15 protein-coding genes are annotated in these 15,193 nt (G+C 30.4%); all 15 read left to right on the top strand.

Features of this window, described 5'->3' with window-relative positions:
- Positions 1–189 precede the first annotated feature (189 nt).
- The 15 genes from MUN68_RS08525 (at position 190) to MUN68_RS08595 (ending at position 15,003) form a co-directional block, all read left to right on the top strand.
- Positions 190–624 carry an FEKKY domain-containing protein gene (locus tag MUN68_RS08525; protein ID WP_249997483.1) on the top strand — a complete coding sequence of 145 codons (435 nt, stop codon included), beginning with the start codon at positions 190–192 and terminating at the stop codon, positions 622–624.
- Positions 625–845: 221 nt separating this feature from the next.
- Entirely contained in the window at positions 846–1,286 is a 441-nt protein-coding gene (locus tag MUN68_RS08530; protein ID WP_249997486.1) for a hypothetical protein, read from the top strand.
- A 747-nt stretch (positions 1,287–2,033) separates the two neighbouring features.
- Complete coding sequence (locus MUN68_RS08535) at positions 2,034–2,534, top strand: hypothetical protein (RefSeq protein WP_249997487.1); 501 nt, start codon at positions 2,034–2,036, stop codon at positions 2,532–2,534.
- 123 nt (positions 2,535–2,657) lie between these two features.
- Positions 2,658–3,260 (top strand): RDD family protein, encoded by a 603-nt coding sequence (locus tag MUN68_RS08540; protein WP_272792447.1) that lies wholly within the window; start codon positions 2,658–2,660, stop codon positions 3,258–3,260.
- A gap of 142 nt (positions 3,261–3,402) precedes the next feature.
- Positions 3,403–4,068 carry a pentapeptide repeat-containing protein gene (locus MUN68_RS08545; RefSeq protein ID WP_249997566.1) on the top strand — a complete coding sequence of 222 codons (666 nt, stop codon included), beginning with the start codon at positions 3,403–3,405 and terminating at the stop codon, positions 4,066–4,068.
- A gap of 775 nt (positions 4,069–4,843) precedes the next feature.
- Complete coding sequence (locus tag MUN68_RS08550; RefSeq protein WP_028291119.1) at positions 4,844–5,083, top strand: ribbon-helix-helix domain-containing protein; 240 nt, start codon at positions 4,844–4,846, stop codon at positions 5,081–5,083.
- Complete coding sequence (locus MUN68_RS08555) at positions 5,076–5,363, top strand: type II toxin-antitoxin system RelE/ParE family toxin (protein ID WP_249997564.1); 288 nt, start codon at positions 5,076–5,078, stop codon at positions 5,361–5,363. Before MUN68_RS08550 ends, MUN68_RS08555 begins: the two co-directional genes overlap by 8 nt.
- Positions 5,364–7,261: 1,898 nt before the next feature.
- Positions 7,262–8,098 (top strand): DUF4886 domain-containing protein, encoded by an 837-nt coding sequence (locus MUN68_RS08560; protein ID WP_272792448.1) that lies wholly within the window; start codon positions 7,262–7,264, stop codon positions 8,096–8,098.
- A gap of 167 nt (positions 8,099–8,265) precedes the next feature.
- Positions 8,266–8,733, top strand: a complete 468-nt coding sequence (locus MUN68_RS08565; protein WP_249997261.1) for a cupin domain-containing protein — start codon at positions 8,266–8,268, stop codon at positions 8,731–8,733.
- 700 nt (positions 8,734–9,433) lie between these two features.
- Entirely contained in the window at positions 9,434–10,330 is an 897-nt protein-coding gene (locus MUN68_RS08570) for a DUF6731 family protein (RefSeq protein ID WP_249997262.1), read from the top strand.
- Between the two features lie 590 nt (positions 10,331–10,920).
- Positions 10,921–11,451, top strand: a complete 531-nt coding sequence (locus tag MUN68_RS08575) for a hypothetical protein (protein WP_249997263.1) — start codon at positions 10,921–10,923, stop codon at positions 11,449–11,451.
- A gap of 648 nt (positions 11,452–12,099) precedes the next feature.
- Entirely contained in the window at positions 12,100–12,642 is a 543-nt protein-coding gene (locus tag MUN68_RS08580) for a hypothetical protein (RefSeq protein WP_249997264.1), read from the top strand.
- Positions 12,643–12,871: 229 nt separating this feature from the next.
- Positions 12,872–13,327, top strand: coding sequence for a DUF4303 domain-containing protein (locus tag MUN68_RS08585; RefSeq protein WP_249997265.1), 456 nt, complete (start codon positions 12,872–12,874; stop codon positions 13,325–13,327).
- Positions 13,328–13,505: 178 nt separating this feature from the next.
- Complete coding sequence (locus MUN68_RS08590) at positions 13,506–14,267, top strand: hypothetical protein (protein WP_249997266.1); 762 nt, start codon at positions 13,506–13,508, stop codon at positions 14,265–14,267.
- A 157-nt stretch (positions 14,268–14,424) separates the two neighbouring features.
- A complete protein-coding gene (locus tag MUN68_RS08595) occupies positions 14,425–15,003 on the top strand; it encodes a hypothetical protein (RefSeq protein WP_249997267.1) in 579 nt (192 codons plus the stop codon).
- The last annotated feature ends 190 nt before the right edge of the window (positions 15,004–15,193 follow it).

A 15,193-nucleotide genomic window follows, 5' to 3' on the forward strand; every position in this document is an offset into this window, starting at 1 on the left:
GGTTCGTTTTCTTTTACTAATTTAGACTTAGCCAACACAACGAAATCATACACAAACACGTTGTAAAACATTTGGCTAATCCGAAAGGCTATTTCACTCAAGCCAATGTATTGCAAACTAATTTGCATTCTATAATCTTCATTTAAAAATTTAAATTTGAGTATTAAATAAAATATATCGCAAGTCATAATGAAATATATAATAATACTAATAATTGGAATTTCTACATTTATCACTAATGCTCAAAATGACAATGAAACTATAACATTCACAAGAATTGGTGAATTAACTAAAGAACAAATAAACAATTCTGGTGCTTCAAAATTAAATTTCATAACTGAAATACAAAAGGCGAAAGAAATGGCTGAAATGGATATAAAAAATGAAATACCTTTTCTATTACTAGCAGGTGGAATTGCACCAACAATAATTGCAACAGATCCAATATTTGAAAAAGAATATAAGATATACTTTTATGAATTCGGTTGCACTAGTCCAGAAAAAGATTTAATAATTGCTTATAATGAAGTGATATTTGAACATCTGATTAAAGATTACGGAAATAAATGGAAAAAAGAAATCAGAAATGATGTAATCGGATTTAAGGACTGGAGAAAAAAATAGAAAAACATTTTACAACAACGTGTATAACTAATTGCTGGTCTTGTGTTTACTCGGAAAATCCTGCGGATTTTCCTAATGGTTCGGTTTATTTTGTTAACTTAGTTCTTGCCAACGCAACTAGCCATAACACAAACACGTTGGCAAACATTTGAGAGCAACTTATTGGAAACGAAAAATAAACTGAATTTGATAATCGGAATTCAAACAATACAAAAATAAATTTGAGCTGTATTTTAATAATTGAAGGAGAAAAATTTGATGTGAACGGATTTTTGGAAATCACCGAAATGCAACCATACGAAAAGCATTTAAAAGGAGAAAAACGTCCTTTCAAAAAGACTGGAAAACAACTTATTTATGAAAAAAGTGGATGCCGATTTGAATTAAGCAATGCGGATTTTAATGATTTTGAGACTCAAAGAAAAGATGTTATCAAATTTTTAACCGATAATTTCAAGAAGCTTAAAGGAATTTCAAGTTTCGGACTAAATATAAGCGAAGTCCCAACTATTGGATTCGGAATTGAAAATCAAATGGCGGATTTTTGGTGTCAAACTGAATATTTGCAACCTGAATTACTAAAGTTGGCTGGAGAACTAAATTTTGGAATTGAAATAAGTTTGTATCATCCTGCAATAGAAGAAGAAGATAAAAACGAATAAATAAAAACGATTTGCCAACACCGTGTATAATTAATTGCTTTGGTCGTTGATTATTTGGAAAATTCCTTCGGAATTTTCTCGCGTTCGTATTTGTTTACTAAATTAGTTGCTTAAACACGCAACTAACCATACACAACAACGTTAACAACAATAGTGCAAAAATTCAACAGCACTACTCTATTTGAACTATTGTTTTAAATACAAAAATCTCAAAATTTCTCATTTAAGATTTTCGTTTATCATTTTTTGGAGAACTAAACGCTTTTTGGTTTGGTTTTGTTTATTAAGTTATAGCTAGAAAACTCTCAAGATAATTTCTTACTTAAATGGTAAACAGTTTCTTTTTAAGATAATATGTTCGTTCATTTAAAATTGTTTTTTCGTAAGTCAGCCAAATTATCGCTAGCGTTCTGTATCGTTCTAAAATCCAAAAAAGGTGTTCGTTATTATTCTTGTGGTGCAACCTAAATGCTATTATGGACTTTTCTCTTTTGCCAAATCAACGGTTTCTTGGGAGTTTCAGCTAATGTTAGTTATAGCATTCTCTTCGGTTGCTATGAGGTATATAGCTAGCTCTGTGATTTACCAATGACTTGTGCTGCACTACAGTTGCTAACAACGTGTATAATTAATTACTGCGGAATTTCCAATCGGAAATTCACAATAATTAATTATCTTAGCTACAAATCGGAAAATGACTTACGTCCTTTTCCGTAACTAATCATACACAAAACCGTTGTAACCAATTTGAGAAAAATTAGAACTATAAAAGAATTATTAGGAATAGATATTGAATTTCTCTATGAAAATTCAGTATTTAAAACTGATTCTATTGCGGAAACGAATGATAATAAGAATTTTTTACTGTTTGATTTAAAATCAAAATTTCTCAAAATATTTGACCAGTTCCAAATCTCAATCTTTGACGGAAAAGCTGAACATTTAGAATTGCGTGCTTCGAATTGTAAGCCCATTGACTTAAAGAAACTTATAGGCTTGATTATAGACGAATATGGACCAGATGAAAACAATCAAAATTTATCGGATTTAAATACTTTTGAACTTATGAGTTGGTGGTTTAAAAATGACAAGCACGAACAAACATATGACGAATACGATAATACAGATGAGTTATATTATGGGTTTATGATTGGAATTGAAAAAGAAATTGGTTGTTTCTCTATTTTGTCATACTCAAATATTGATTTAAATCTGAATAAAAAAAACTGGTTACAACACCGTGTATAATTAATTGCTAGGTTCTTCACAACTTGCGAATATTCCTGCGGAATATTCACGGGTTCGTAAATGTTTGCTAACTTAGTTGCTTAACCACGCAACTAATCATACACAGAACCGTTGTGTTTAATTATGACGAACGACTTTACATTTGAATTAATAGCTATTGGAGTTTTAATACTTACATACTATACTCTGTACTATTTATCCAAACTCATAATCAAATACGAACTGCAAAAGAAAAAAACGAAAAGAATATCTAATGCTAAAACTTATAAAACGGTTACAAGGCAAGGAGAAAATTTTGAATATGAATTTCCGTTAAACCCGAATTTAGACGAATTTTGGATAAGATTATTTGCGAAAGTATTTGACTATGGATTTTATTTAGGAATATTTTATCTTATTGACAGAATTTTAATCGAAAAAAGTATATATCCATACTTGTTGGCATTTTTAGCTTTATTTATTATTAATCCGATATTTGAATCGTTGACTGGTAGAACTTTTGGGAAATATGTGTTCGGAATGAGAGTTATTGATGACTTTGGAGAAAACCCATCATTCTTGACTTCATTCATTAAAAATTTACTTCAACTTTTTAGTATAGCTTTTTATGTATTATCAAGTGCGACAATATTGGAAGATGAAATGTTTTTTCATAATAAAAGAACATTTACATATACGATTTGGAGTAAAGACAAAGAAAAAATATTAACTGAATTAAATAACTAAACACAACAACGTGTATATCCAATTGCTCAGTCTGTGTGTACTCGGAAATTCCTAACGGAATTTCCTATTGGTTCGTTTTCTTTTGTTAACTTAGTTCTTTCCAACGCAACAAGCCATACACAAAACCGTTGTAAGTAATGTGATGAACGAAACGGAAAACAGAACTTTAGAAGAATTATTCTCTGCTTATTCAGAGGGAAAAAGACATTTTCTGAATTGGGATTTTGACGAAGACCTTTCTGTAAAAGGAAAAGACTTATCTGATATATTTTTCGAAAACTGTTTTCTTTTTTTGGATTTCAGGGAATCGAAATTGAATGGAGCAAAATTTATAGGTTGTAATATAAAAACAGCTGACTTTAGAAATTCGGACTTGACTAACGCAACGATTAATAATTGTTCTGTTGAATCAACAATGTTTAAAGGAGCAAAAACTGATAATCTGATTTTTAAAGAAAACTATTGTTATGGTAATATTGTCGGACAAAAAGACTTTGAGGAATTATTTAAAGATTCCGATGAATTCTACACAATAGTTAGAATCACAAATGGATTTCCAAACGGAGATGGAATTGGAAATATACTAACTGGAGAAATAATACAAGGAGAAATAAATGTAAATGATTTACTTCTGACCAGTAACGGAACTGAAGTCCCAATTGTAGAAGTGGAATTAATAAATATGGTGCCTAAACGACAGGATTTTGCCATTACGATTCCAAGAAAATTTGACAATGCAGAAAATTGGGGAAAACTATTTGGAACTGAATTTAAAATAAAAAAACACTACTTACAACACCGTGTATAATTCATTGCTAATACTCGCCTACTTACGAAAATCCTCGCGGATTTTCTATTCGGTTTGTATTTGCTAAATTAGTTGCTGAAACACGCAACGAAATCATACACAAACACGTTAACAACAATAGTGCAAAAATTCAACAGCACTACTCTATTTGAACTATTATTATTAACACAAAAATCTCAAATTTCTCATTTAAGATTTTCGCTTATCATTTTTTGGAGAACTAAACGCTTTTATGGTCTGTTTTTGTTTATTAACTTATAGCTAGGAAACTCTCAAGATAATTTCTTACTTCAATGGTAAACAATTTATTTTTAAGATAATATCTTCGTTCATTTAAAATTGTTTTTTCGTAAGTCAGCCAAATTATCGCTAGCGTTCTGTATCGTTCTTAAATCCAAAAAAGGTGTTCGTTAGTATTCCTGTGGTACAACCTAAATGCTATTATGGACTTTTCTCTTTTGCCAAATCAACGGTTTCTTGGGAGTATCAGCTAATGTTAGTTATAGCATTCTCTTTCGGTTGCTGTGAAGTATATAGCTAGTTCTGTGATTTACCAATGACTTGTTCTGCACTACAGTTGCTAACAACGTGTATAATTAATTACTGCGGAATTTCCCAAACGGAAATTCACAATAATTAATTAACTTAGCTGCTAATCGGAAAATGACTTACGTCCTTTTCCGTAACTAATCATACACAAAACCGTTGGCAACAATATTGGGAAAATTTGCAATTGATGTATATTTGGTGTAAATTTACATCAAAAATCAATATTATGGCAAGGCAAAGTATTTCATTCACAAAACCAAATGATGAATGGCTAAAAAATCAAGTTGACAATAAAGAATATTCAAGTAAAAGTGAATTAGTCAACGATTTAATTAGACAAGCAAGAAGTCAACAAGTTCAAATTGATTGGATAAGAACTAAACTGGAAAGAGCTGAAAATAGTGGATTTACTTCTGATAGTAAAGCTCAAATTCTAAAGCAATCAAAGGACTTACTCAATGGCTAAATTTAGAATAAGTAATACTGCCAAAGAAGACTTAATTAGAATCCATCATTACGGAGTTAAAAAATTCGGAATTACTCAAGCGGATAAATACTTTGACTCTTTTTTTGAATATTTTGAGATAATTGCTCAGAGACCTTTTTCATTTGAATCTGTTGATTTTATAAAAAAAGGATATCGACGTTGTGTATGTGGATCTGATAGCATTTTCTATAAAGTAAATGAAGATGTTATAAATATAATGACAATAGTTGGAAGACAAGATTTAGATAATATTCTTTAAAATACAGTTGCCAACAACGTGTATAACCAATTGCTTGGTTCTAGCCTACTTGGAAATTCCTAACGGAATTTCCTCTGGTTCGTTTTCTTTTGTTAACTTAGTTCTTGCCAACGCAACAAGCCATACACAAACACGTTAACAACAATAGTGCAAAAATTCAACAGTACTACTCTATTTGAACTATTGTTATTAATACAAAAATCTCAAATTTCTCATTTAAGATTTTCGCTTTATCATTTTTTGGAGAACTAAACGCTTTTATAGTCTGTTTTTGTTTATTAACTTATAGCTAGGAAACTCTCAAGATAATTTCTTACTTCAATGGTAAACAATTTATTTTTAAGATAATATCTTCGTTCATTTAAAATTGTTTTTTCGTAAGTCAGCCAAATTATCGCTAGCGTTCTGTATCGTTCTAAAATCCAAAAAAGGTGTTCGTTATTATTCTTGTGGTGCAACCTAAATGCTATTATGGACTTTTCTCTTTTGCCAAATCAACGGTTTCTTGGGAGTATCAGCTAATGTTAGTTATAGCATTCTCTTTCGGTTGCTATGAGGTATATAGCTAGTTCAGTGATTCACCAATGACTTGTGCTGCACTACAGTTGCTAACAACGTGTATAATTAATTACTGCGGAATTTCCAATCGGAAATTCACAATAATTAATTATCTTAGCTACAAATCGGAAAATGACTTACGTCCTTTTCCGTAACTAATCATACACAAAACCGTTAACAACAATAGTGCAAAAATTCAACAGTACTACTCTATTTGAACTATTGTTATTAATACAAAAATCTCAAATTTCTCATTTAAGATTTTCGTTTATCATTTTTTGGAGAACTAAACGCTTTTATAGTCTGTTTTTGTTTATTAACTTATAGCTAGGAAACTCTCAAGATAATTTCTTACTTCAATGGTAAACAATTTATTTTTAAGATAATATCTTCGTTCATTTAAAATTGTTTTTTCGTAAGTCAGCCAAATTATCGCTTGCGTTCTGTATCGTTCTAAAATCCAAAAAAGGTGTTCGTTAGTATTCCTGTGGTGCAACCTAAATGCTATTATGGACTTTTCTCTTTTGCCAAATCAACGGTTTCTTGGGAGTATCAGCTAATGTTAGTTATAGCATTCTCTTTCGGTTGCTATGAGGTATATAGCTAGTTCAGTGATTCACCAATGACTTGTGCTGCACTACAGTTGCTAACAACGTGTATAATTAATTACTGCGGAATTTCCAATCGGAAATTCACAATAATTAATTATATTAGCTAATAATCGGAAAATGACTTACGTCCTTTTCCGTAACTAATCATACACAAGACCGTTGTATTTAATAATGCCAGCCTTTCTGATCTTCCCAGGTTTATTGCCATCATCAAAACTTGTAGATTAAGGTCAGTACTCTAAAAGCAGTACGGAATTGACTTTCGATAGATTTTTTTCCTTGTCAAGCTTTCGATTGAAATCGTATGAGAGTTTTACTCTCAAATACGAATGAATTCGCATAAAGCTTGCCTTAAGGTATAGAATATTTTCGACAAAGTCAAGTAATTACCCAAATACTTATCATTTAAAGTGCTGAATACTTTAATACGCAACAACTTTTAATGATCGCTTTTAAAATGACGATACCATATCCCGCGATATAGTACATAATTTGAAAACCATAAACCGGATTCAGAATCTGTTATGTAGCGTCTGTCATTCCTACGTAATTATGGAGATTCCCTATGGTCATTTCCAAATTACTAAAAACAACAGCGTGTATAATTAATTACTTGTTCCTCTTATATTTGGAATATTTATTACCATAAATAAAATGGTTAGTTTCTTTTTGCTAATTTAGTAATAACAAAACGTAACTAATCATACACGTCTACGTTACCTGTAATTTATGAGAATCATTCTATTTATCATTTTATCTTTAGCGACTATCAGTTGTAAGTCACAAAAAAAGCAATTTAACGAAAGAATAAATGTTTTATTTATTGGAAATAGTCTAACTGAATATAATGGAATGACTCAAACATTAAGAAACATGCTTGTGGAAACTACTCCATTCATAAATATTGAAAAAATCACTTTTCCTGGAATGTCATTATCAGCGCATTTAACAGATATGATTACTTCTTGGACAGAAAACGGAATTAGCACTAGAAAAAAAACAGCTGAAGAAACTACTGTAACTGAAAAAAAAATTCTTGAAAAAAAGTGGGATATTATAATTTTTCAAACAGGAACTGTGAGTGTTTTAATTCCAGAAAATCGAGATTTAAAAGTGAATAAAGCTATTACAGATATTAAAAAATTAGTTTCTAATCCAAATTGCAAATTTATACTTTTTAATACTTGGCCATCAAAAAAAGGATACCCAAAGGAATACTGCTATTCAGGTAGATCGATTGAAAAAGACTTAGAAGATTACGACTATTGTTCACCAATTATTAAGAACTTAGAACAAGAAATTAAACTGATAAACGAATCTTACGAAATTTTAGCTAATAAAAATAAAATATTAAGATCCAATAATGGAACTAAATTTTATGAAATATTAACGAAATATCCTGAAGTGGAACTTTATGAAGATGAAATTCATTCTAATAAATATGGCGCTTTTTTAAATGCTTGTATTTTTTATAAAATATTAACTAACAACAAAGCGTCAAGTATAAAATATAACGGTGAAATTGAACCTAAAACAGCAAAATTATTAAAACGAATTGCGGATTGAAAAAACTACAGGTAACAACGTGTATATCCAATTGCTCTGTTTGTGTGTACTCGGAAATTCCTATCGGAATTTCCTATTGGTTCGGTTTCTTTTGTTAACTTAGTTCTTGCCAACGCAACAAGCCATACACAAACACGTTGTGTGTCATTAAAACCGAGAACTGAAAAATGAACGAAAGAATTGAAAAAACGACTAAAAAACTTGTGATTAAGAATTGGGAATCCAGTAAAAAGTTTTGGATGACTGAAAATGAATTTACTGGAATTGTAGTTGGAAAAGATGCGACAAATTCGGAATACGTAATTACAGATGGAGTTATTGAACCTAATGGATTCATTCCTAACCATTATCATAAATGGGAAGACCAAACATTCCATATCATAAAAGGAAAACTTGAAATCGTTGTCGGAAATGAAAAAATGACTATTGATTCTGGAGATACTATTCATTGCCCAAGAGGAATTGCTCATTATATGAAAAATGTCGGAAATGAAAACGCGAAAGTGATTAGTTACATCTTTCCTGGAAATTGGGCTGAAGATTTTTTTACAGAAACAAGTCGACAAGTAAAAGAAGGAAAACCTAATTTGAAATTAATAGAGGAAAAATTTGGAGTTGTTTACTTGAAAGAATAACGCCACACAACAACGTGTATAACCAATTGCTTGGTTTGTGTGTACTCGGAAATTCCTATCGGAATTTCCTACTGGTTCGGTTTCTTTTGCTAACTTAGTCCTAGCCAACGCAACTAGCCATACACAAACACGTTGCAACCAATTGCTCCAAATCCTAACTCCTATTTAAATTAAGTCAATAAATTTTAATTTTAGATCTATTGCTCACTCAAACTCTTGAAGGAGAAGCTTACTCAAACTCTATACAAAAAAAAGAAAAGGTTTCTTACTCTAACGGATTTTGAGCTTGTTTGCGGAACGTTCTACTCAAACGGCTAATTCTGCTTACTCGAACTCGCTAAATGTGATTACTCCTGCTTCAACGCTCTAAGTAAAACGTGCTTACTCTGCTCTGTCGCAAAAGTGATGCAACAACGTGTATAATTAATTACTGCGGAATTTCCCAAACGGAAATTCACAATAATTAATTAACTTAGCTGCTAATCGGAAAATGACTTACGCCATTTTCCGTAACTAATCATACACAAAACTGTTACCCAACATTAACAGCAGAATCCGATTAATTCCTCAAGCTAACGAGTAAAATTCAATCAAGATATTAGCAAAAAATTATTAGATTTGTAAAAAATTTCAATTAACTGAATGTCAACAAGATAATTTGACGCTAGTTGGGATTAACCACTCAAACCTGAAAAACTATATGACACAAAAAAACTTAAGCGTTAATTACTTTAAGATTATTCCAATAATCAATGAAGCGGAATATGTTAACGCTCAAAATAAGATAACTAAAGCGTTTGAACTTCCAGAAGATAGAGAATACGAAAATGTATATCAAACACACGGAGAAGTTGGTTTATTTGGTAAAAGAAAATACAAAAACGATTATATATTTGGAACATTTGCGTTTACTCAAACAGAAAATATACCACCAAAACAGAATAAAACCTCAAAAGCTACTGAAAATCTAAATTTAGACGATGACGATGGTTTAGGCTATCAAACATCATTTATTTTTGACAAACAAACGAATATTATAGCTGTTGTAAGCAGAAGACCTGGAGTAAACGTCACATCGATTGAAAACTTTATAAGATTGAACTTTGATTTACCTGTTTTTAGATTTGAGAGAATTGCTTACAAATCATCCTTAGATAATTTTTTAAGAACAACTAGTTATAGAAAATTAAAAGTAAAAATTGCAAATCCGACTGAAATCACACCTTTGTTAGATAATAAAGGTTTAGCTGTAACAGAATTCTCAAAGCTAATAAAGGAATTTGGAGCAAATAAAATTTCATTTGAAGTTACAACATCAGCAAAGGAAAGTCTTCCAATAAATCCAGTACGAAATATGGTTAATAATCTTCTTCGTGTTACGACTGGTAATATTCAAACTATGGAAGTTGTAGGAAATGATGAAGATGTTGAGGAAAAAGTGTTTAACTTTATCTCAAATAGAATATCGGATTCAATTACAGTCGAAATAACAAGACACGGAGAATTTAGAACAAAAGAAGTTTATCAACAATTGGAATTAAAATTTCAATTACATTTAGTGTTTTTTAGAGAAATTTATAAAAATAGAATTGAATAAAATAGCTACATATTATCCATATCCTGTGAGTTTCATTATTGTACTTGCTATTTACTTATTAGATAATGATATTGTAAATTCGATCAACTTTGCAGAACTTTTAAATTCTACAATGGTAGTTTTTAGTGTTTTATTTGGTTTTCTATTAACCGTTTCAACACTTTTATACACAATAGACACGAAAATAATGAGAGACTTAAGAAAAACAAGTGGTTATCTTTCTTTGGTGCATTATTTGAAAGTAGCAATTTATGCCAGTTTGTTAATTGCTATAATTTCTTTGTGTGTGCCTCTTTTCAAAAACTCAATGAATTTAAGATTACAGACTGAATTAATCTTTTATGGAAAATATCTATTTCTATTTCTGATTTTTTTAAGCTTAATTCTTTCAATAAGATTTATTCACGTTTTTATAAATACAGTTGAATAAATAAAAAAATAACGTTGGGTAACAACGTGTATAACCAATTGCTTGGTCTGTGTGTACTCGGAAAATCCTATCGGATTTTCCTACTGGTTCGTTTCTTTTTGCTAACTTAGTTCTCGCCAACGCAACTAGCCATACACAACACGTTAGGCAACATTTGGGAATGACAGAAAACAAACAGAAATCCGACAGACAATATGCTGCTAATATGGCAAGAAAATATTTTAGCGGACAAATTTCTAAAAATCAAGTTTTAGATAGTTTTCCTAATTATGAAAATGACATTAAATTAAGACTTCTTCACAAGCGAATTATTGAAAAACCAAAAAAAGTTTTTCTATTTGGAGTTTCTAATAAGAAATATAAAAAATTCATTTTTGAAACCTATGAGATTATCGAAGATTTAGAAACCGATAAATTGAGATTCAAAACTATGAAGATCTTACTCAAGCAATTATGGTTACAATCAAACGAATTTACTGAACCAATTAAGAATATGGGGTTTCAAATTTTTGAAGTTTCTAAAATGACATATAATACTAATTTAGAAGTAACGAGATATTTGAATTTACTTGTTGAGAAAAATTATATTAAAAAAGTGTCTGACGATCCATTGCTTTATGAATTCACAGAAAGCGGAATGAAGATAAAAACGGATTCGGAAATTGAAAAAGTTATTGAAAACGTTGCCTAACAACGTGTATAACCAATTGCTTGGTTTGTGTGTACTCGGAAATTCCTATCGGAATTTCCTATTGGTTCGGTTTCTTTTGTTAACTTAGTTCTCGCCAACGCAACTAGCCATACACAAACACGTTAAATGCAATTGCTCCGAAATTTGTCTTCTTTAGGTAAATTCCACTAAAATTTATACTTAGTTTTTCTCAAATAAATCACACTCACTAAACCTACAAGGTCTAATTTAAAAACATACATGAAAGGTTTTTCTTTTTGGAGATACTTAAGTCTTAAAATGGAACATTCAGAGTTTTTCACTCAAACGTCTAATCTAAATCTTATAGTTTTTTCGTGCTTACTCCTTCCCTAACACTAATATAAAAATTATACTCACTCTAATCTGAGTTTAGATAGATTTTGCTAATAATGGCAATTAGCAAGTGATTTAATAATTTGAACTCGTTGCCTGCCAACTTTATGTGCTTTGCTTTGTGTGTCGCAACAGCACATAACAACGTGTATAACCAATTGCTTTGTTTGTGCATACTCGGAAATTCCTAACGGAATTTCCTATTGGTTCGTTTTCTTTTGTTAACTTAGTTCTTGCCAACGCAACAAGCCATACACAAAACCGTTGTACGTAATATCCCAAACTATGTGGAAATTGAAAAAACTCTTCAATAAAAAACCAAATAAAGAAGTTGAATTCTCTACTAATTTAGATATTGATGAGTTGAAAAATATGGAGTTTTTAACTAACGAAGATTGGGAGAATATCAAAAACCAAAGTTACGATTATGAGTTTGATTGGTTCGGAATTGATAAACTGGGACAAATTGCAATGTTTTCATCGTTTAACAGAGGTTTTAGACCTAAATGTGTCACTAAATCTTTAGAATTATATAAAGAGCTCGAAGAAATCCTTGAGAGTTTAGCAAGAACAACAAATGCTATAAAAATCACGAAAGAGAATTCTCGTTTGGATGATTGGATTGAATATAGTGAGAAAGGATTATTTTCTCACGATTTACAAGACGTACATAGAACAACTGAAAAAAAACAATTTGATATTTTATTTAAACCTGAAAAACCATTAACTATTAATGAACTGAATCTTGAAAAATTTAGCAATATAATTCCAAAATTTGATTTTGAATTTGGAACAGATTTATCATTCGGAAAAATGGAAAATGGTTTAATAAACTAAAAATACTACGTACAACAACGTGTATAACCAATTGCTTGGTTCTAGCCTGCTTGGAAATTCCTTCGGAATTTCCTCTGGTTCGTTTTCTTTTGTTAACTTAGTTCTCGCCAAAGCAACTAGCCATACACAAACACGTTGTGGTGCATTTAAGACGAACATTGTGAACAAAATTTTAATCCTACTTATTCCAATCTTTCTGATAAATTGTAACGGAATCAAAACGAATATAATGACTGAATCTAAAAGCAAATTTGATACTAATAAATTAACTGAATTTGCAATAGCTAAAATTACCAAGTTTGCGAAAGAACATCAAGAAGAAACATTTTACGGATTCTCTATAGACACAAACCTATTGTGCTTGAATTCAGAAGAAGAATTTCAAAAGTCTCTAAAGTATTATAGAGAAAAATTTGGTGGATATGATACGGACGAACTTATTGCGGACTTGAAAGAAAATACTGGAGATTGGGAATATCAAGGTTTTGCGGAATTTGACGAAAATTCAGGGTTTGATATGGAGGAATATAATGAACATTATCACGAAGATGAAGATTATCAGCTGACTTCGGATTATGCAAAATCAATGGAAAAAGTTGTAGAAAATTTAAAAGAAAGTGGAGTTTTTGACTTACTTAAAAAAACAAATGATTTTTATATAAATCGAGTTGAACACAATTATTAACCGAATTAAAAACGACACCACAACAACGTGTATAATTAATTGCTTTGGTCGTCGCTTATTTGGAAAATTCCTTCGGAATTTTCTCGCGTTCGTTTTTGTTTACTAAATTAGTTGCTGAAACACGCAACTAACCATACACAAACACGTTGTGCTTCATTAAAAACACACCTACGAAAGAATGTGGTTTAAAAGAAAAAAGAACATAGATTTATTTAATCATCCTCTTGTTTCGAAAATGGATGAAAGGATAACTGGACTTATAAAAGTTGATTTGATTACTTCTGACCAAGAAATACTCAAACAACTTTCTGATGACGAAATAAAACAGAGCGGAATAAATTCTAAATCCATATTATCTGTATTTGAAAAATTTAATGAAGACTTGATAAAGTTTATTTGTTACAGTTATCATCAGGAAAAAAAGCACGAGAAAAACAATTCTCAATCAATGGAGGAAACTTCTGAAACTCTAGGATTGAGTAAAGGGTTTAGTATAACTTATGCTATTTATTTTCATTTCTTGATAAATGACAAAACTGGACTATCAAAATATTTATCAAAAAGGAAAATTCCCCAATTCGATAAATTTAGTAAACGTCTTGAATTATATTTTTCTCAATCTAAAGGAGTCTCACTATCTGACTCATATATTCAATATGCAGGTGGTTACAATAAAGAAGATGTAAATGCTAATGACATTACAAAGGCTCTAGAGGATATTAAAAAAATGGACGAGGAACACGGAGCTTTTTGGATTTCTATGCTAAATGAGAATGATTTAGAAATGATAATAGAAGTTAATAAGGATTTAAATTTATCATTAATCTTCGGCGAAGAAGAGTTTCGTTATCAATCACAAGGTTTTGAAGAAACAAAATCGATTTTGGAATTACATATTAATAAAGAATTTGATAAAATAAAATCAATAATTAAAAAATAACGAAAGCACAACACCGTGTATATTTAATTGCTAGGTCTAGCCTACTTACGAATATTCCTGCGGAATATTCTATTCGTTTTTTATTTACTAAATTAGTTGCTTACACACGCAACTAAGCATACACAAAACCGTTAGCCACAAGCAAAAAAAACTCTAATTGAAAAACAAAAAGGAATATTTAAAAGGGGAATCAGTTTTCCTAATTTCGCTTTTAGTAATCGGAATTACATCTTTAACGGTTTATCTCACTGGAGAAAATTATAATCGTACTATCACATCGAATTTATATTTATCACTTTCAATAATCGGAACTGCTCTTTTTCTATTTATGACTTATGGACTTTACAAAGGAATTGGGCTAACAGACAATTTTCCAAAATTTAGAAAATTTAAAAGAGGAAATATTATCGGAAATGCTTCTCCAACTTTTGATACACCTTCAGTAGATGTTGGTGACGGAATTGGTGGTCTGATTGTATCAATATTACTTTGGATCGGAATGACATTTTTGATAATCATTTTACTATTATTATTAGAGGCTATATTTTGGTTTTCACTTTTTATAATTTTAACAACACTTTATTGGGTGTTTTTCAGAGCTTTAAAATTTGTGTTCTCTAAATCGATAGAAACAAAAGGGAATTTAGGAATTTCAGCCGTTTATTCGCTGACTTATACAGCTTTATATTTAGGCTGGATTTATGGAATTGTTTATTTAACAGAAATATTACATTGAATAGCCAGTGGCTAACAACGTGTATAACCAATTGCTTGGTTATCGCATACTCGGAAATTCCTAGCGGAATTTCCTACTGGTTCAGTTTCTTTTGCTAACTTAGTCCTAGCCAACGCAACTAGCCATACACAAACACGTTGTGCATAATACCGCGAACCGAAAAACATTTAACATTAATTAACTCAATAAC

The sequence above is a fragment of the Psychroserpens ponticola genome, assembly GCF_023556315.2.
In the GTDB taxonomy this organism is placed as follows: Bacteria; Bacteroidota; Bacteroidia; order Flavobacteriales; family Flavobacteriaceae; genus Psychroserpens; species Psychroserpens ponticola.